Source organism: Carnobacterium viridans, from assembly GCF_900102725.1.
GTDB lineage: Bacteria > Bacillota > Bacilli > Lactobacillales > Carnobacteriaceae > Carnobacterium_B > Carnobacterium_B viridans.
The window spans coordinates 1,707,133-1,724,455 of record NZ_FNJW01000008.1 but is presented as its reverse complement, the minus strand read 5'-3'; the positions used below and the strand labels follow the sequence as shown (position 1 = coordinate 1,724,455).

The 17,323-nt window shown below is 36.0% G+C and carries 18 protein-coding genes; 1 reads left to right on the top strand and 17 read right to left on the bottom strand.

From position 1 onward, the window contains the following. Nucleotides 1–171 precede the first annotated feature (171 nt). From BLT48_RS09775 to BLT48_RS09710, 14 genes are all read right to left on the bottom strand, one after another. Entirely contained in the window at nucleotides 172–1,161 is a 990-nt protein-coding gene (locus BLT48_RS09775) for a ribose-phosphate diphosphokinase (RefSeq protein WP_035021154.1), read from the bottom strand. A 105-nt stretch (nucleotides 1,162–1,266) separates the two neighbouring features. Next, entirely contained in the window at nucleotides 1,267–2,634 is a 1,368-nt protein-coding gene (gene glmU / locus BLT48_RS09770; protein WP_035021153.1) for a bifunctional UDP-N-acetylglucosamine diphosphorylase/glucosamine-1-phosphate N-acetyltransferase GlmU, read from the bottom strand. Between the two features lie 236 nt (nucleotides 2,635–2,870). After that, on the bottom strand, nucleotides 2,871–3,689 hold the full coding sequence (gene purR, locus BLT48_RS09765) for a pur operon repressor (RefSeq protein WP_035021152.1): 819 nt from the start codon (nucleotides 3,687–3,689) through the stop codon (nucleotides 2,871–2,873). 241 nt (nucleotides 3,690–3,930) lie between these two features. After that, complete coding sequence (locus tag BLT48_RS09760) at nucleotides 3,931–4,761, bottom strand: metal ABC transporter permease (RefSeq protein WP_035021151.1); 831 nt, start codon at nucleotides 4,759–4,761, stop codon at nucleotides 3,931–3,933. Next, nucleotides 4,707–5,414 (bottom strand): metal ABC transporter ATP-binding protein, encoded by a 708-nt coding sequence (locus BLT48_RS09755; RefSeq protein ID WP_035021150.1) that lies wholly within the window; start codon nucleotides 5,412–5,414, stop codon nucleotides 4,707–4,709. The genes BLT48_RS09760 and BLT48_RS09755 overlap by 55 nt, the downstream gene beginning before the upstream one ends. Nucleotides 5,415–5,466: 52 nt before the next feature. Beyond that, nucleotides 5,467–6,420, bottom strand: coding sequence for a metal ABC transporter substrate-binding protein (locus BLT48_RS09750; protein ID WP_089977647.1), 954 nt, complete (start codon nucleotides 6,418–6,420; stop codon nucleotides 5,467–5,469). A 194-nt stretch (nucleotides 6,421–6,614) separates the two neighbouring features. Next, nucleotides 6,615–7,466 carry a 4-(cytidine 5'-diphospho)-2-C-methyl-D-erythritol kinase gene (ispE, locus tag BLT48_RS09745; RefSeq protein ID WP_035021147.1) on the bottom strand — a complete coding sequence of 284 codons (852 nt, stop codon included), beginning with the start codon at nucleotides 7,464–7,466 and terminating at the stop codon, nucleotides 6,615–6,617. A gap of 207 nt (nucleotides 7,467–7,673) precedes the next feature. Beyond that, on the bottom strand, nucleotides 7,674–8,069 hold the full coding sequence (locus tag BLT48_RS09740; RefSeq protein ID WP_089977644.1) for a VOC family protein: 396 nt from the start codon (nucleotides 8,067–8,069) through the stop codon (nucleotides 7,674–7,676). 103 nt (nucleotides 8,070–8,172) lie between these two features. Then, on the bottom strand, nucleotides 8,173–8,430 hold the full coding sequence (locus BLT48_RS09735; protein ID WP_035021144.1) for a Veg family protein: 258 nt from the start codon (nucleotides 8,428–8,430) through the stop codon (nucleotides 8,173–8,175). A gap of 163 nt (nucleotides 8,431–8,593) precedes the next feature. Next, a complete protein-coding gene (gene rsmA / locus BLT48_RS09730) occupies nucleotides 8,594–9,481 on the bottom strand; it encodes a 16S rRNA (adenine(1518)-N(6)/adenine(1519)-N(6))-dimethyltransferase RsmA (RefSeq protein WP_089977642.1) in 888 nt (295 codons plus the stop codon). After that, the gene (gene rnmV / locus BLT48_RS09725) at nucleotides 9,468–10,034 is read right to left on the bottom strand and encodes a ribonuclease M5 (RefSeq protein WP_089977639.1); all 567 of its coding nucleotides are present in this window, start codon (nucleotides 10,032–10,034) and stop codon (nucleotides 9,468–9,470) included. Before rnmV ends, rsmA begins: the two co-directional genes overlap by 14 nt. Beyond that, a complete protein-coding gene (locus BLT48_RS09720; RefSeq protein ID WP_089977636.1) occupies nucleotides 10,034–10,801 on the bottom strand; it encodes a TatD family hydrolase in 768 nt (255 codons plus the stop codon). Before BLT48_RS09720 ends, rnmV begins: the two co-directional genes overlap by 1 nt. An 80-nt stretch (nucleotides 10,802–10,881) precedes the next feature. Next, nucleotides 10,882–12,906, bottom strand: a complete 2,025-nt coding sequence (gene metG, locus BLT48_RS09715) for a methionine--tRNA ligase (RefSeq protein ID WP_089977633.1) — start codon at nucleotides 12,904–12,906, stop codon at nucleotides 10,882–10,884. A gap of 232 nt (nucleotides 12,907–13,138) precedes the next feature. Next, nucleotides 13,139–13,978, bottom strand: coding sequence for a Cof-type HAD-IIB family hydrolase (locus BLT48_RS09710; protein WP_035021134.1), 840 nt, complete (start codon nucleotides 13,976–13,978; stop codon nucleotides 13,139–13,141). 235 nt (nucleotides 13,979–14,213) lie between these two features. Here BLT48_RS09710 and BLT48_RS09705 point away from each other — a divergent pair, with 235 nt between their 5' ends. Beyond that, nucleotides 14,214–15,068, top strand: coding sequence for a DUF72 domain-containing protein (locus BLT48_RS09705; protein ID WP_035021133.1), 855 nt, complete (start codon nucleotides 14,214–14,216; stop codon nucleotides 15,066–15,068). A 64-nt stretch (nucleotides 15,069–15,132) separates the two neighbouring features. On the opposite strand, the gene BLT48_RS09700 is transcribed toward BLT48_RS09705, so the two are convergent. The 3 genes from BLT48_RS09700 to BLT48_RS09690 are packed head-to-tail and all read right to left on the bottom strand — an operon-like array spanning nucleotide 15,133 to nucleotide 17,323. Further along, the gene (locus BLT48_RS09700) at nucleotides 15,133–15,792 is read right to left on the bottom strand and encodes an amino acid ABC transporter permease (protein WP_089977631.1); all 660 of its coding nucleotides are present in this window, start codon (nucleotides 15,790–15,792) and stop codon (nucleotides 15,133–15,135) included. After that, nucleotides 15,789–16,499, bottom strand: a complete 711-nt coding sequence (locus BLT48_RS09695; RefSeq protein ID WP_089977628.1) for an amino acid ABC transporter permease — start codon at nucleotides 16,497–16,499, stop codon at nucleotides 15,789–15,791. Before BLT48_RS09695 ends, BLT48_RS09700 begins: the two co-directional genes overlap by 4 nt. Continuing rightward, complete coding sequence (locus BLT48_RS09690) at nucleotides 16,499–17,323, bottom strand: transporter substrate-binding domain-containing protein (RefSeq protein WP_035021129.1); 825 nt, start codon at nucleotides 17,321–17,323, stop codon at nucleotides 16,499–16,501. The genes BLT48_RS09695 and BLT48_RS09690 overlap by 1 nt, the downstream gene beginning before the upstream one ends.

The window sequence follows — 17,323 nt, the reverse complement described above, 5'->3', positions numbered from 1 at the left end:
CTCCACTTCTCTGAATTTTTACTAAGAAGCTACTGCGTTAAGGATAGTGTACTTGAAGTAGTTTTAGATTAATCTAGTTAACTCTGTCTTTTACATCAAAAAATGTGATAAGAAAACTTCTTTTTCCTTATCACATTTCTTCAATTCATTTGATTATAAGAATAGGCTAACTTATTCTACTACACCTGTATATTTTGCTTCAAATAACGGACTAACAGACTTGTTTTCATGGATACGCATAATAGCACTACCCAATAGATTGCTGACACTTACTTCAACAATCTTATCAATTTTTTTATCTTCAGGAAGATAAATTGAATCCGTAACAATCAATTGTTTGATCACTGAATTTTGAATGCGTTCAATGGCTGGACCTGATAAAACAGGATGTGTACAGCAGGCATAAACTTCTGTAGCTCCAGCTTCAGAAAGAGCTTGGGCAGCTAACGTAATGGTTCCTGCAGTATCGATCATATCATCAATTAAAATACATTTTTTACCTTTTACGTTGCCAATGATGTTCATCACTTCCGCCACATTTGCTTTAGGACGACGTTTGTCAATAATAGCAATTGGAGCTTTTAAGAACTCAGCTAATTTACGTGCACGAGTTACGCCACCATGATCTGGCGAAACAACAACTACGTCTTCTGCTTCCGTAGCGATTCCTTTTGATAAGAAATAACTTGCTAAAAGAGGGGCACCTACCAAGTGATCAACAGGCATATTGAAAAAGCCTTGAATTTGAGCAGCGTGTAAGTCTAGTGTCAGCATGCGATCAGCTCCAGCAGCTGTAATCATATTAGCAACAAGTTTCGCAGTGATGGGTTCTCTAGAACGAGCTTTACGGTCTTGTCTTGCATAACCATAATAAGGCATAACGATATTAACCGTTGCTGCACTGGCACGTTTTAAAGCATCAATCATAATCAATAATTCCATTAAATTATCATTTACAGGTCTTGATGTTGATTGAATGATATAAACATGAGCTCCACGAATACTTTCTTCAATATTGATTCTAATTTCTCCATCGCTGAATTGATCCACAGATAGTTTTCCTAATTCTACTCCAACCGATTTGGCAATTTTTTCTGCTAATGGCTTATTAGAGTTTAACGCAAAAATCTTTAACTTTGGATCAAAATAATGTTCTGACATAGTGACCTCCACTTTCTTTATTTACAAATTATTTACTACATATCATATTAATAGTAGATACTTCTCACCTAAAAATCAAGTATTTAAAGAGTTTTTATTCAACTTTTAATGTGACAAACGGTCAAAATAGTTCAGTTTATTCTCTTGACGAGTCCGTGCAATCGCAAGTGATTCAGTAGGAACATCTTTAGTTATCGTTGAACCCGCAGCAATGTAAACATTCTCTTCAATTGTGATAGGTGCAATCAAGTTAGCATTACAGCCTACAAACACATTATCTCCAACAGTTGTACGATGTTTGTTTTTTCCATCATAATTAACAAAAATAGTCCCGCAACCTACATTAATATTTTTCCCTAAATCAGCATCACCAATATACGTTAAATGACCTACTTTAGTATCTTCCGCAATTGTCGCATTTTTGATTTCAACAAAGTTTCCAATATGAACAGAATTTCCAATTTTGCTATTTGGACGCAAATGACTGTAAGGTCCAATATTGCTATTAGCAGACATCTCAGAATCTTTGATAGTGGAACTTGTTACACGAACATTGTTCCCGATTTTGCTATTTGAAACTTCAGAATTTGAACCAATAAAACAATCTTCTCCAATAGTGGTAGTCCCTTTAAGGCTAACACCTGCTTCTATAACTGTATCCAAACCAATTTCTACGTCACTATCAATATACGTTGTTGCCGGGTCAATAAAAGTAACCCCATTTTGCATATGTTTTTTATTGATACGGCTTCGCATTAATCTTGTTGCTTCAGCTAAAGCAATCCGATCATTTACACCTAACGCTTCTTCTTCGTTATCCATTTTATAAGCCGAAACGACGTATTCTTGTTTTTTTAATATCTCAATTACATCTGGTAAGTAGTACTCCCCTTGAACATTATCATTCCCAACTTGTTTAAGAGCGTCAAATAATAATTGATTATCAAAACAATAGGTTCCAGTATTGATTTCTTGTACTTGTAATTCTTCTGAACTCGCATCTTTTTGTTCCACTATTTTCTCGACATTTCCTAGTTCATTACGAATCACTCGACCATATCCAGTAGGATTTTCTGCATGTGCCGTTAAAATAGTTGCTTTTGCTCCTTGCTCTTGATGATTATCAAATAAATGCGTTAACGTTTCAGCAGTTAATAGCGGTGTATCTCCACAAATAACCAATGTCGTTCCTTCTTTGTCTTTTAATAATTCTTCAGCCTGGATAACAGCATGTCCCGTTCCCAACTGTTCAGATTGAATAGCGTATTCAGAACGCGAGCCAAGATAATCTTTTACTTTCTCAGCGCCCACTCCAACAATCGTTACGATTTTATCTGCGCCTATAGCTTCAACTTGACTTACTACATGTCCAACCATTGGTTTACCTGCAACCGGGTGCAACACTTTGTATAACTTAGATTTCATTCTTGAACCTTGTCCTGCTGCTAATATCACTGCATAACGTTGTGGCATTATATAAACTCCTATCTTATTTTGTTCTTTTTTTATTGTTCATTTTAGTTTAATTAAGCTAAGACTTTTTACTACAAAGTCTCCTATTTTATGATAGCTTATACATAATCAGTTTTCAAGAAGTAATATATATGAGATAGCTTACACTTCTGTTACAAGTAAAAAATAAGAAATAAAAAACCAATTAAAAATAGCGAGAACAAAGGTACTAGACTCACCTTTATCCTCGCTATTCTTTAGTTGGTAAAATAGTTTCCTGGTTGTACATGAATTGTTTTTTCGCGAACATTCACATCGTCTACACATAAAAGAGACGTATACTCATCTACCATTCTATTACCACTAAAAGTAGATTCAGCAAAAACTGTGATGCCCACCAGCTCAGCTTCAAATTCTTCAATCAAGCTCTTCATACCGTTAACCGTACCGCCGCCTTTCATGAAGTCATCTACAATCAATACTCGAGATCCACGTTTTAAGCTGCGTTTAGATAATTCCATCTTTTCAACACGATCAGACGATCCAGAAACATAATTCACACTTACAGTAGAACCTTCTGTTATTTTAGAATCCCTACGCACAATAACAAATGGTACATTCAAGTATGTTGATACTGCTTGAGCAATTGGAACCCCTTTTGTCGCCACTGTCATTACAGCATCAATCGGTTGTTCTAAATACTTCGTTGCAATAATTTTCCCGACTTGACGTAAAACACTTGGTTGTCCAAGTAAATCAGATAAATAAACGTAGCCGCCTGGTAGTAGCCGATCTGATTCAGATAAACGTTCACACATTTCTTTTACAAATTCTTCAGCTTCATCTGCTGCAATTTCGGGTATGTAGCGCACCCCTCCTGCTGCTCCAGGGACTGTTTCCAAAGTTCCTGTGCCTCGTTCTCTAAATGTTTTTTTCACTATACTTAAATCTTCACTAATAGAAGATTTAGCAGAGTCGTAGCGGTTCGCAAAATAGGTAAGTGACACTAACGTATGCGGTCTCTCCAGCATATAACGCGTTATGTCGATCAATCGTTCACTTCTTTTTATTTTCATTATTTTCACCTTTTCTATAGTTTCATTTTATTAGGTTTTGCCAGGTCATTAGTTCTATCAAACATCATTATACGTGTTTTTCATATAAAAAGGTAGCTTTTTAAGTATTATTATAAAAACATTCGTTTTTGTTAAGGTTTTCTCATAAAAAAAAACACGAACCTTCGCATTCACTTTCTTTTAATTTGCGAAAAAAAAAGGACCAAGAAAATTCTCAATCCTTTTGCCTATTTTCTATTCCTTAAGAACGGCTTTTTTTGTATTTCATCTGCTGCACGATTTTCATTGTTCCTGTTGTAAGGATAAAAATAACGATAAATACTAAGGTAATCGTCGCGCCTGGTGGAGTGCCCCATTGATAGGAGACCGTTAAACCTGAAAACATTCCTACGATACCTACAAGAATGCCTGCAAGAATGACCCAATAAAAACTTTTACTAATGCGCATAGCAATAGCTGCTGGCAGAATCATAATAGCTGATACTAGTAAAGCTCCTGCAATAGGCATGACAACTGCAATAGTAACTCCCGTGATTACATTAAAAAGAATTGACATCATCCGTGCTGGTAAACCCGCTGTAAAAGCAGTATCTTCATCAAAGGTTAACACATACATTGGTCTACGAAAGACTAAAAACAAACCCACAACAATGACAAATAGGGCCACTAACAAGTAAATCTGTTGTTGACTGATCGTCACAATTGAACCAAACAAGTATTGTTGAATAGTAGTCGTGGATCCACCACTACTCAAACTCATTAAAACAAGTGCTACGGACATTCCAGCAGACATTAAGATAGCGATAGAAATTTCTGAATAAGACTTGTACAGCATACTTAGATACTCAATGATTACAGCTGCAATCACTACGACAACTAAAGTCATAAAGGTTGGATTGATATTTAAAAATAATCCTAACGCAATCCCAGCTAAAGAAATGTGCGATAATGTGTCTGCCATCAATGATTGCCTTCTAAGAACTAAAAATAATCCTAGAATAGGGGCAATAACAGCAATTAAGAATGCAGATTGGAATGCTCGCTGCATGAATCCATAGAAAAACATCTCCATGGTGAATCCTCCTTTCGGATAAGCTGAATATGTCTATCCGCATATTTTTTTATGTCTTCATGATCATGCGTTACCATTAGAATACCTTTGCCATGAAATTCACTATTGTGTTTTAATAATTCGTAAAACTCTGTTCTGGAGTCTAGATCCATACCAGTGGTGGGTTCATCTAAAACAAATAAATCTGGATCTGTAGCAAAAATACGGGCTAACGAAATACGCTGCTTTTGTCCCCCAGAAAGTTCTCCAATTTTTTTATGGCGTAAATCCCACATACCAACTGATTTCAATGAGCGTTCAACATGTATATGGTCTTCTGCATCTAAACGCTTGAACCATTTTCCTCTTTGGTAACGACCGGATCGAACCAACTCCAATACCGTACTAGGAAAACCAGCATTAAATGAGGCCACTTGTTGTGGAATGTAGCCAATTGCTAAAGGTTCATTTCTTTTATTTACAGCAGAAATTTTAGCCGTTCCTTTCGTTGGTTGCAGCAAACCTAAAATATTGCGCAATAACGTAGATTTTGCCGCACCATTTTCTCCTGTCAGCATAACAAATTCGCCTGGATCAACCGTAAAAGAAATGTTTTCCAAAACCGGTTCTTCATCATAATAAAAAGATAAGTCCTTTACTTCAACGTAATGCATGAATACCCCTTCTTTCTTTTGTCTATAGGAAAGGTTTATTACACCCATTTCCTTAATGAATACTTTTTTGAAGCGCAGCTAGATTATTTTTCATTAATTGAATATAGTCTGTCCCTTTTTCTTGATCCTCAGTTGTAATGCCTTCAATTGGATTTAAAATTTCTAACTCTGTACCTGTTTCATTAGCGAGTGTTTCTGCAATTTTGCTAGAAGATGTTTCTGCATAGTAAATGTAATGGATATCATTCGCATTTATATAATCTTGTAATTCAGCCAATTTAGCGGGGCTTGGTTCTTCTTCGGTTGAAATTCCAGCAATTGAAACTTGTTCCAGATCATAGCGATTCGCTAAGTACGCAAAAGCTGCATGTTGAGTCACAAAAACACGACTCGTTGCGTCACTAAAGGCATTAGTAAACTCTTGATCCAGTGCCTGTAACTTTTCATTGTACTGAGTTGCATTTGTTTCATATATTTCTTCGTTTTCTGGATCTGCAGCAACCAATCCTTCTTTGATAGTCGTTACTTCCTCTTGAGCAAGCACAGGATCTAACCAAATATGAGGATCAACTTCATGGTGATGGCCTTCTTCTTCATTTTCGTCATGATGATCTTCTTCTGTTGATTCCAAAAATGAAATGCCTTCACTTGCATTAACAATCACTGTATTTTCTGTATTTATACTCTCTAAAACACTTGAAACCCATACTTCCATTTCCTCACTATTGTAAACAAATACATCCGCATCTGAAATAGCGGCAACTTCTTTTGCACTCGGTTCATAACCATGAGTATCTGTCCCGGCTTCTAATAATAAGGTTACTTCAGCTTCATCTCCAGCAACATTCTTTGTAAAGTCATACATTGGATAGAAAGTTGTCACTACATTTAATTTATCTGTTCCTTGTTGTGTGCTTTCCTGATTTCCACACCCTATTACTAGCAGCATCATTATAGATGCTAGTGTCATTAACACGATTCTCTTTTTCTTATTCATCGAACACATATCTCCTTTATATTCATCTAATACTTAAATTGGCTGCTTTTTAGTTAGCTCTCTTCTTCAAATCGTAATCATTACTATTTGAAATTCCTTATGTAGCTTATCATTATCTACATTGCGCGTCAAGAAAAAAAGACATGAACTTCTCTTATCAAAATAAGAGAGATTTTCACATCTTTGAACTTCATTTTTTTAGTTTATTTTAGTGTTCGCACTAAGTAAACTTCATTACAAAATCCTTTTAAGCCATTATACACTCGCTGAGCTTTAGAATACTTCTTACATAAAGCATAAATTGTAGGGCCACTACCGCTCATCAAAGCAGCATCTGCTCCAAATTGAATCATCTTCTTTTTGATTCGCTTAATATCGGGTTGCTTTACAGCTGATACAGTTTCTAAGGCATTACCAGTACTATTAACCATTTGGCTGTAATCATCGGCTTCAATAGCAGTCAACATCTGAGGGATTTCCGGATGAACCAATTGTTCAAATGAAAGATTTTCAAAAACAGTCCAGGTCGATATGCCTTTTTTAGGCTTAACTAACACTACCCAGCACTGAGGGATATCTTTTATTTGTTGAATTTTTTCACCACGACCTGTAGCATACGCGGTTCCACCATAAATACAATAAGGTACATCTGAACCAATTTCTTCTCCTAGAGTAGCTAGCTCCTCTTTTGTTAACTTTAAATTCCACAAACGATTCAGTCCTCTTAAAGTAGCAGCCGCATCACTGCTACCACCGGCTAAACCAGCAGCGATTGGAATATTTTTTTCTATAGTAATATCGACGCCTTTTTCAATATGGTAGGTATCTTTTAACAACTTTGCTGCTTTATAAGCATGATTTCTTTGGTCTAAGGGCAAAAAACCATTAGTTGAGTGAATAACAATTCGATCTCCTTCAATTGTTTTTAGCACTATGCGATCTGCCAAATCAACTGAAGTCATTACCATCTTCATTTCATGGTAACCATCTTCTCTTTTATGCAAAACATCTAAACTTAAATTAATTTTAGCAGGAGCCTTTTCTATGATCTCCATTTACATTTCACTCCTTTCCTCAGTATTTGTATTGTCTGTAGAACATACTAGCTTAAATAAAAACATTTGAAAAGCATGAAAGTCATAATTTAATTTAAATATTAAAAAAAAGGCAAGTTATTGACTTATTAATAGGTTAATTACACATAAACTACTTAGATCAATAAAAAAAGAACTGAAACATTTCGTCTCAGTTCTTTTCTTTTTCTATGTAATAGGGGCTACAAATTCTACTTTAATTCTATCTGGATCTTCAAAAAACACTGCATAATGTTGTTTTCCACCAGCAAATGGGTGTTGGTCTTTATACAAAATTTTAATCCCTTTTTCTTCTAGTTTTTTTGCTAGATTGTCTACTTGCTGCCGGGACTTTGCCTGAAATGCTAAATGATTCAGACCTGTACGTCCTCTATGGTAACCTTCAGAAATAAACTGTTCTTTTGTTTGAACAAATACTAAATACGATTCCTCTTTTTTCCAGCTTCTTCCTTCATCCCAAACTTGAAAAGGTTGGTAGCCTAATTCCTCTAAAAACCAGCCCCAAAAACCAATAGAGTTTTCTAAATCAGAAACGTTTAATTCTATATGATGAATATTCCCCATTTTTAATAATCCCCCACACTAAAAAAATATCAATTCTCTTTTGATGGTACAAAAAAACGAGCAATTTATAGCTCGTCAACTGTTTTCTATTCTCTTTTAATAATTAAGCTAATTGACGTTTTTCTTCTTCAATAAATTCAATTTCTACAGATTGAGTTAAAACATCTGTATAACTATATGAGACACGTTCAAATGCATTTTCATCTTGGTCTAGCTCAACCACAAACACAGAATGATATGTGTCTGCTAAAATACCTTTGCGTTCGGTTTTTTTCTTACGACCAGCTTGCGCGGTCAACATAATCTTTTTACCTAAATGATCATCTAAGCTTTCTTTAATGTCTGCTAATGTACTTGGCATCAGATTCACCTCACTCGTCTGATGCCATTATACCATACAGAATGAAATTTTACAAGTATACCACAAGGAAACCTTTGGTACAAATAATAATTCTCTCATATTATCAACTTCAAAAACCATTGGTACAACTGACCTAGCTCTTTAAAGTTAATAAAAATTAATCTTATTTTAATACAATTTCATCGATTGCATCTGATAAACGGGCGAATTCTTCTAAGTTTAATGTTTCCCCACGACGCTTTGGATCAATGCCTGCGACTTCTAATGCTTGGGTTAATTTTTCTCTAGTAGTTTCTTCTTTGCCGTATCTGATCAATAAATTATTCCAAAGTGTTTTCCGTCTTTGCACAAAAGCCGAACGAACAAGTGCAAAAAAAGACTTTTCATTCTTAACTATTACACTTGGTGTCTCTCTTCTTGTTAGCTTAATAATAGCAGAGTCAACATTTGGTTGAGGTACAAAGACTGTCTTAGGAACAATAAAAGCGACTTCAGCTTCCATATAATACTGAATAGCAATAGACAACGATCCATAAGCTTTGCTGCCGGGAGCAGCTGTTATTCTTTCGGCTACTTCCTTTTGCATCATGATCGTTAAACCATCGATTCGAACAGGTGTCTCTAAAAAATGCATAATAATAGGTGTTGTAATGTAGTAAGGTAAATTAGCTACTACAACTAAAGGTTCCTCTAAATCGATCATTTCTGGCAAGGTTTTTTGTAAATTGATTTTCAACACATCACTATGAACAATTGAAACATTCTCATACGGACTTAAGGTATCCGCTAATACTGGTAGTAAACGATTATCAATTTCAAAAGCAATAACTTCCTTACTCGCTCTTGCAAGATGTTCCGTTAAAGCGCCTATTCCAGGACCAACTTCAATAACATTTGTATTTTTATCGATATTAGCTACTGCTACAATGTTGCTTAAAATGTTAGGATCCACAATAAAATTTTGGCCTAAACTTTTCTTTACTGAAAAACCGTATTTCTCCATTATTTCTTTGGTTCTTGATGGGGTTGCAATATCTTTACGTGTTGTCATTTTCTTCCTCCAAAATTTGTTGCATCACTGTTACAACTTCTTCAGGTGAGATTTGAAACATTTGCAATCTCTTTTGAAGTTGTTTTCCATTAGTGTAACCAATATTAAGTTTTTCACCCAGTTTTGTTCGTCTCTTTCGAGCAAAAGGCCCCATAATCAAGCCAGCATCCATTAACAATTCTTGTGAGATGAGCGACTCTTTAGCTATGGTTTCGGTGTAACACTTTGATAGTGCTGTGCGTATCGCTTCAGGTGAAGCATGTTCAATACCTAAGCTGCCCTTACCCTTTGCTCTAGCCTCATCTTTTGTCAAAAAAGCGTGTTTCACTCCGGGAACAGCTTGCGAAATGATTTTCCGGATTTTTTCACCCGGAAAGTCAGGATCTGTAAAAACAATAACACCTCTTGTTTCGTGGGCTTTTCTTATTAATTTCAACGTTTCTTCGTCAATAGCTGAACCATTCGTTTCAATCGTGTCTGCTTCAACCGATTCCAAAATACGTCTTGTATCATCGCGGCCCTCAACAACTATAATTTCTTTTATTTTTTCCATTAAGCTAACCTAAACAAGCGATTGGCATTTTGCATGGTTTGTTGAGCCACTTCTTCATAACTAATGCCTCTCTGCTTAGCCACTTCTTCCGCTACAAACCTCACATAAGCCGGTTCGTTACGTTTTCCTCTATAAGGCATGGGAGCTAAGTAAGGTGCATCTGTTTCAATCAATAATTTATCAAACGGCGCAGCTTTAGCTACTTCTCTTACTTCAGGCGCATTTTTAAACGTGATAACACCACTTACAGAAATGTGCATGCCTAAGTCTAAGAAACGTTCCATCCATAATGTATCGCCACTAAAACTGTGCATAATACCGCCAATATCTTCAACATGTTCTTTTTTCAGGATTTTATACGTATCTTCAATTGAATCTCTCATATGAATACTAATAGGCATGTTCAGCTCTCGGGCAATTTGCATTTGTCTATGAAAGACATCCTTTTGAACATCTTTTGGAGAAGTGTCCCAGTGATAATCCAAGCCCATCTCTCCCATAGCCACAACTTTTGGTAATTGCAATTGATGGTACAATTTCTCTTCAATTTGTTCAGTATACAAATAGCTTTCAGTAGGGTGCCAACCAATAATACTATAAATTTCTTTGTATTCCTTACTTAAAGCTAACGACTTTTCGATCGTTTCAGTATCAAACCCTACTACAGCCATTTTACTCACATCACTTTCAAGTGCGCGCTGTACAGTTTCTGGAACTTCATGATCAAATTCTTCTGCATTAATATGTGTATGCGTATCAAACAACATCGTATCGTCCTTTCTTGTTCTTATTTAACAGAAACACCCTGCTAAATGAGTTTCCAGCAGGGTATTCGTTTTATAGGATTTTAAGCAACTTCAGATCCATTTGGGGCTTCACTCGGCGCTTCAATAATTTGTAGTTTTCCGTCTTTTTCAGCTGACAAGATCATTCCTTGACTGACCTCTCCGCGCATTTTACGTGGTTTCAAGTTCGCAACGATTACAACTTTTTTGCCAATCAAAGCTTCTGGATTCGGATACCACTCTGCAATACCAGAAAGAATTTGACGATGACCTTCATCCCCAGCATCTAAACGGAATTTCAAGAGCTTATCTGCTCCTTCTACTTTTTGACAGTCGATTACTTCAGCAACTTTTAATTCGACTTTATCAAAATCGTCGTACTTAATTTGTTTCTCTTTTGTTGACGCTAAAACAGTTTCTGAAGGATCCCATTTCGTTTCCTCTTCAGCTTCTTGCTCTTGTTGATCAGGAACGCCAGCCATTTGCTCTTTAATGTACGCAACTTCCACATCTATATCTAAACGTGGGAAAATAGGCGTACCTTTTTTGATTACCGTAGTATTTTCAGGGAATGAGCCAAACTGAACGGTTGACCAGTTTCCAGCAAATTCTCCTTCAACTCCTAATTGAGCAAAAATTTCTTTAGGTGCGTGAGTCAAGAAGGGTTGCAATAACACAGCTGAAATACGAAGCGTTTCTGCTAAATGAACCATTACACTCGCTAATTCATCTTTCTTATCTTCTTCTTTTGCTAATTTCCATGGCACAGTTTCATCAATGTATTTATTAGCACGTGAAATCAATACCCAAACATGGCTTAATGCACTGCTAAATTGCATATTTTCCATTTCATTTTGGTAATCCACACAAACTTTTTCTGCTGTTTCTTTTAAGATAGCATCGAATTCTGTAACGTTTCCTGAATATTTAGGAACTTCTCCATTAAAATACTTGTTGATCATCGCAATTGTACGATTGAGTAAGTTCCCTAAGTCATTTGCTAAATCGTAATTCACACGAGAGACAAAGTCTTCTGGAGTGAACACGCCATCGCTTCCAAAAGTTACTTCACGCATCAAATAATAACGCAAAGCATCTAGTCCATATTGCTCTACTAGCATTTCTGGATAGACAACGTTCCCTTTAGATTTAGACATTTTGCCCTCTTTCATTAACAACCAGCCATGTCCAAATATTTTTTTAGGCAATGGCAAGTCCAGAGCCATTAACATGATTGGCCAATAAATCGTATGGAAACGAATAATTTCTTTTCCGACCATGTGCACATCTGCTGGCCAGAATTTATCAAATAATGATGTATCATCTGTGCCGTAGCCAAGTGCAGTAATGTAGTTTGCCAATGCATCGATCCACACGTAAATGACGTGTTTCGGATTACTTGGTACTTTAACACCCCAAGTAAATGTCGTGCGTGAAACAGCTAAATCTTCCAAGCCAGGTTTGATAAAATTGTTAATCATCTCATTTTTACGCGATTCAGGTTGAATGAAATCTGGATGTTCATTGTAGTAAGCCAATAAACGATCCGCATATTTACTCATTCTAAAGAAATAAGACTCCTCTTTAATCAACTCTACCGGATGTCCACTATCTGGTGATTTCCCGCCAATGATAGTGCCTTGGTCATCACGTTCAATATCCACTAATTGTGTTTCAGTATAGAACGTTTCATCTGGAACAGAGTACCAGCCTTCATATTCATCAAGATAAATATCTCCTTGGGCTAAAAAATGTTCAAAAATATCTGCGACAGCTTTTTCATGTGTAGGATCAGTTGTGCGGATGAATTTATCATTGCTAATTTCTAATAATTTCCATAATTTTTGCATGTCTTCAGCCATTTGGTCGACATACTTTTGAGGCGTAATGTTTAATTCTTGGGCTTTATTTTCAATTTTTTGGCCATGCTCATCGCTACCTGTCAAATAGAAAACATCAAAGTTTTGCATTCTTTTGTATCGTGCCATAACATCACACGCAATTGTTGAATAGGCATTTCCAATATGCAATTTTCCACTTGGATAGTAAATAGGTGTTGTAATATAAAATGTTTTTTTATCAGTCACTTTAGGTGCCTCCTTAGTAGGTTTAACTACTCCATTCTAACCATCTATCAAACACTCTTTTAGAAAAGAAGGTACGTTTAGATAACAAATGAGTAGGGTGCTTTTTTATTTAAATTGATTTTTCTCAAAAGCTTTCTGAAATAGTATACCACAGAAAACTACTGAAAATAGGAAATTGCGAATGATTTCTTTATATCTTAACTAAAGTTTTATATGATATTCTTAAGACTTTTTACGGCACTAAATTCAATTTTTGCAATCCTTTTAAAATACCATGATTTTCTGGAGATGCTGTAATGTCATCTGCAATTTCTTTCAACTCTGTACGTCCATTTTCCATTGCTATTCCCATGGCTACTGCTTGCAACATTTCAATATCATTCAATCCATCTCCAAATGCAACGGTTTCACTTATATCGATACCTACATGTTCGATCAACTTTTGAATGCCTACTGCTTTAGACATTCCTTTCGAGATTACATCTACTGAATAGGGATTCCATCGTGTGAAATGACAATCTGGAAACGCTTCTTGGTAAAAAGCATCATACTCTTCTGTTGTATGGATGATGCATTGGTAAATAGTTCGGTCTTCATAGTAATGTGGCAAAATCGGCTTCACTCTTTTAGAAGAGCCTACATAGCGCATAAGCAATTTCATCACTTTTTTAGGTGGCGCTATCGGAACTCGCTGAATCATTTTTTTCAATAATCCTTTTTGTCCAAAAGTAACCATAGATGTCCCTAATATTTCATCGCTTCCACAAAATGCTATGCGTTGCTTATTTGTTTCCGCAGCTAGTGCCAGTCGTTTAACAGAATCAACCGACAATGGATTTTGATGAATCACTTCACCCTTATGCACAACATACTGTCCGTTTAATGTGATATGTGTCTGAATATCTAATGATGCTAGAATTTCGTCAATTCTAAATGGCGCTCTTCCAGTAGCAATAACCGGTAGGATACCCTTTTTTTTCAAATCTTGAATGGCTTGTCTAGCAGAATCTGGAATTCTTTTTTTATCTGTCAATAATGTTCCGTCAATGTCAAAAAATATAAGTTTATACATTTTAAATGCTCCTCTGATTTTTAAATTCAATTATTGCCGTTTTTATTTTGTAGCGATTGCAGTGAAACAAATTGTTTCGCGTGAAACATTTTATATGTTATTTAATCTATTTCTCTTGTGTTTCTTTCTAACCATTTAAGTGAAACATTTTATAAAAAGCTTTTACTTTCCTTAATAATAACGGTTGCGGTACAATAAGGCTAATGATTTATTATTCAAGAAAGAAGGAGTCACAATGATTTCTATTGGTTTGACAGGTTGGTCTGATCATGACTTACTGACCGTTCGAAAATCGAAACGCTTGGAAGATTACTGTTCCCATTTTCCATTTGTAGAATTGGATACTAGCTTTTATGCTATTCCTCCTGCTAAAAATATTTTTTCATGGATAGAAAAAACACCAGCCGCTTTTCAGTTTATCCCTAAAGCTTTTCAGGCGATGACGTTACACAAAGATTGGCTGAAGTTTTTCCCGACTGAAGAGCAAATGTTCGAACATTACATTGCAATTTTTGAACCTATGATCACAACGAATCGAATCAAAACTTTTCTATTTCAGTTTCCACCTTATTTTGATTGTACAAAAGAACACGTTCAGTATTTAAGAAAAGTCCGTCAGTACATGGGTGAATTACCCATCGCAATCGAATTTCGTCACTCTAGCTGGTACAGTGACACGAATAAAGAAAACACATTGGCTTTTTTAACAGAAGAACACTTTATTCACACTGTTGTCGATCAACCTCAGACCCCTGGAAATAGCGTTCCTTTAATTGTCAATGGGACCAACGACGAACTCACTCTGTTTCGCCTGCATGGCCAAAACTATGAAGGTTGGTTAGATGCCAGTGGACCCAATTGGCGGGAAAAACGGACGCTTTATGATTATAGTTCTTCTGAATTAGATGATTTCGCAACCCTTATTCGCCAATTAGAAAAAGAATCAAAAGAAGTTGCCGTTATTTTTAACAATAACTCTGGTGGTCACGCCGCGAAAAATGCGAAACAATTGCAAAAAAAATTACAGCTTACTTTTGACCATCTCGCTCCACAACAAACCGAATTGAATTTATTTGAGGAAGATTTGTAATATTTTTATACAAAAAAACGGACCCATTAAGAGTCCGTTTTTCCTGTTTTCTAAACTATATGAACTATACATTTTCAGAATTTTTTTTATGCCAGTTCCTTACTAAAACCGACAATGCGAAGCAAATAATAAAATAAACAACTGCTAAGAAACCATAAATCAAAAACACTTCAGAAGTTTTTGTTACTTTTCCTAAAATAACTTGGCCACTTCGTGTAAATTCCATGATTCCTAGTCCAGCAAGAAATGACGTATCTTTAATAGTTGTAATCACTTGCGACAATAAAGAAGGAATGATTTTTTTGAAGGTTTGCGGCAAAATGATATACACTAATGTTTGAAAAAATGAAAATCCTTGAGAATGAGCAGCTTCAAATTGTCCTTTCGGTATCGAGTTTAATCCGCCACGCACAATTTCTGCTACTACTGCAGCTGTATAAAGAAACAGTGCTATGGAGGCTTTCACTACTATCGTACTTCCTGGTATCAAGAAAGCACAACCGAGCATCCATAGTAATAATGGGGTATTACGGAATAATTCGATGTAAAATCCAGCTATTTTCCCGAAAAACATCTTTTCATAGTTTCTGACCAACCCTAAGAATGTTCCAAACACAATTGAAAGAATCACCACACATAAAGAAATCAACAAAGTAGTCTTTAACCCATCTAACAAGAACAATACATTAGGCCGCGTAAAAACGGTTTGTATGGAGTTTATCATTCCATCACCTCCGGAATATTCACAACTAAGGAATCATTCTTTTTTAGTTTCTCTTCGTATTTTCTTGAGAACGTAGCCAGTGGGAAACAGAGAATGAAGTAAAGCAATCCTGCAATCACATAAGACGGTCCGTAATTCAAGCTAAATGAAGCATAAGAGTCTGCTGCATACATTAAGTCTGCTCCTGCTATAATAGCCAATACAGAAGTATTTTTTATTAAATTGACCGCTTGATTGGTTAACGGAGGCAAAATACCCTTAACCATTTGAGGCAATATGATGTAGCGCATAGTTTGTGTATAGCTGAATCCCTGTGCATACGCAGCTTCTTGCTGACCTTTAGGAACAGATAAAATACCCGCGCGTACTACTTCGCCAATATAAGCTCCATGATACAAACCAACCCCTACTACCCCAATCGTAAACTCGCTCAAGACCAATCCTGCCATTGCTAATCCGTTATACATAAAGAAGATTTGAATAACAAGAGGGATGTTTTGAAAAATTTCGACATATACTCGTGCGATCGAACGTAGAATGAAATTGAGGGCAGTTGACAGTATTCCGATCACGATTCCGATTACCAAAGACAAAACTAATGCTAAGATGGCCACTTGGAGTGTTCTTAAAAATCCAGAACTAAAATTATCAAGGTTTTGAAATAGGTCCTCCCATCTCCAAAGAGCGAATGGATTTGTACTTTTCATTATTCACTCAATCCCCACTCTGTAACCAATCCATTAAGAGTATCATCTTCTCCCCAAGTAGTGATCAACTCATTTACATGCTCTGCTAACTCCGTATTTGTTTTCTTCGTTGCAATTCCATAATCTTGCATTGCGAAACGATCTGGTAAGATTTCAGTTGAATCATCTAAATAGCCAGCCAAAATAGATCTGTCTACACTAAATGCATCTACGCGGCCTGAGTCTAACGCTGCTTTAATTTCTGGATAAGTAGCATATTCTGAAAAGTCCAATGTGATATCATATTGTTCAGCTTCTGAAGCGATGGCTTCTGATGTTGTAGAACTTTGTGCCACACCTACATTAGCTCCATCCATATCTTTTAACCCTTCATAGTTTTTGTCTTTTTTCACTAATAAGCCAACTGCATCTTCATAATACGCATCTGAGAAATTATAGGTTTCTTTACGCTCTTCAGTAACTGTAAAAGTAGCAATAACCATATCAACTTCGCCATTATCCAATAATGGACCCCGTGTTTTGGCTGTAACCGGCGTTAACTCAATGGCATCCGGATCGCCTAAAATATCTTCAGCTATCTTTTTAGCAATATCAATTTCAAATCCTTCTATTTCTCCTGTATCTGTATTCTTCAGCCCAAAGTTTGGAACGTCTTCTTTTACTCCTACTTTTAAAACGCCGGCTTCTTTGATTGATTCAATTGTTACTTGATCCGATCCTTTTGGTGTGTCTGCTTCTGTTTTTGAACCTTCATCTGAAGAACAAGCACCTAAAAATAATACACTAGATAAAATAACTGTTGCTAATAAGTTTCTTTTTTTCAT

Excerpts from the sequence above, each read along its gene's own strand:
- BLT48_RS09775 (WP_035021154.1), bottom strand. The coding sequence starts at position 1,161 with ATGTCAGAACATTATTTTGATCCAAAGTTAAAGATTTTTGCGTTAAAC.
- glmU (WP_035021153.1), bottom strand. The coding sequence starts at position 2,634 with ATGCCACAACGTTATGCAGTGATATTAGCAGCAGGACAAGGTTCAAGA.
- purR (WP_035021152.1), bottom strand. The coding sequence starts at position 3,689 with ATGAAAATAAAAAGAAGTGAACGATTGATCGACATAACGCGTTATATG.
- BLT48_RS09760 (WP_035021151.1), bottom strand. The coding sequence starts at position 4,761 with ATGGAGATGTTTTTCTATGGATTCATGCAGCGAGCATTCCAATCTGCA.
- BLT48_RS09755 (WP_035021150.1), bottom strand. The coding sequence starts at position 5,414 with ATGCATTACGTTGAAGTAAAGGACTTATCTTTTTATTATGATGAAGAA.
- BLT48_RS09750 (WP_089977647.1), bottom strand. The coding sequence starts at position 6,420 with ATGTGTTCGATGAATAAGAAAAAGAGAATCGTGTTAATGACACTAGCA.
- ispE (WP_035021147.1), bottom strand. The coding sequence starts at position 7,466 with ATGGAGATCATAGAAAAGGCTCCTGCTAAAATTAATTTAAGTTTAGAT.
- BLT48_RS09740 (WP_089977644.1), bottom strand. The coding sequence starts at position 8,069 with ATGGGGAATATTCATCATATAGAATTAAACGTTTCTGATTTAGAAAAC.
- BLT48_RS09735 (WP_035021144.1), bottom strand. The coding sequence starts at position 8,430 with ATGCCAAGTACATTAGCAGACATTAAAGAAAGCTTAGATGATCATTTA.
- rsmA (WP_089977642.1), bottom strand. The coding sequence starts at position 9,481 with ATGACAACACGTAAAGATATTGCAACCCCATCAAGAACCAAAGAAATA.
- rnmV (WP_089977639.1), bottom strand. The coding sequence starts at position 10,034 with ATGGAAAAAATAAAAGAAATTATAGTTGTTGAGGGCCGCGATGATACA.
- BLT48_RS09720 (WP_089977636.1), bottom strand. The coding sequence starts at position 10,801 with ATGTTGTTTGATACGCATACACATATTAATGCAGAAGAATTTGATCAT.
- BLT48_RS09710 (WP_035021134.1), bottom strand. The coding sequence starts at position 13,978 with ATGTATAAACTTATATTTTTTGACATTGACGGAACATTATTGACAGAT.
- BLT48_RS09705 (WP_035021133.1), top strand. The coding sequence starts at position 14,214 with ATGATTTCTATTGGTTTGACAGGTTGGTCTGATCATGACTTACTGACC.
- BLT48_RS09700 (WP_089977631.1), bottom strand. The coding sequence starts at position 15,792 with ATGATAAACTCCATACAAACCGTTTTTACGCGGCCTAATGTATTGTTC.
- BLT48_RS09695 (WP_089977628.1), bottom strand. The coding sequence starts at position 16,499 with ATGAAAAGTACAAATCCATTCGCTCTTTGGAGATGGGAGGACCTATTT.
- BLT48_RS09690 (WP_035021129.1), bottom strand. The coding sequence starts at position 17,323 with ATGAAAAAAAGAAACTTATTAGCAACAGTTATTTTATCTAGTGTATTA.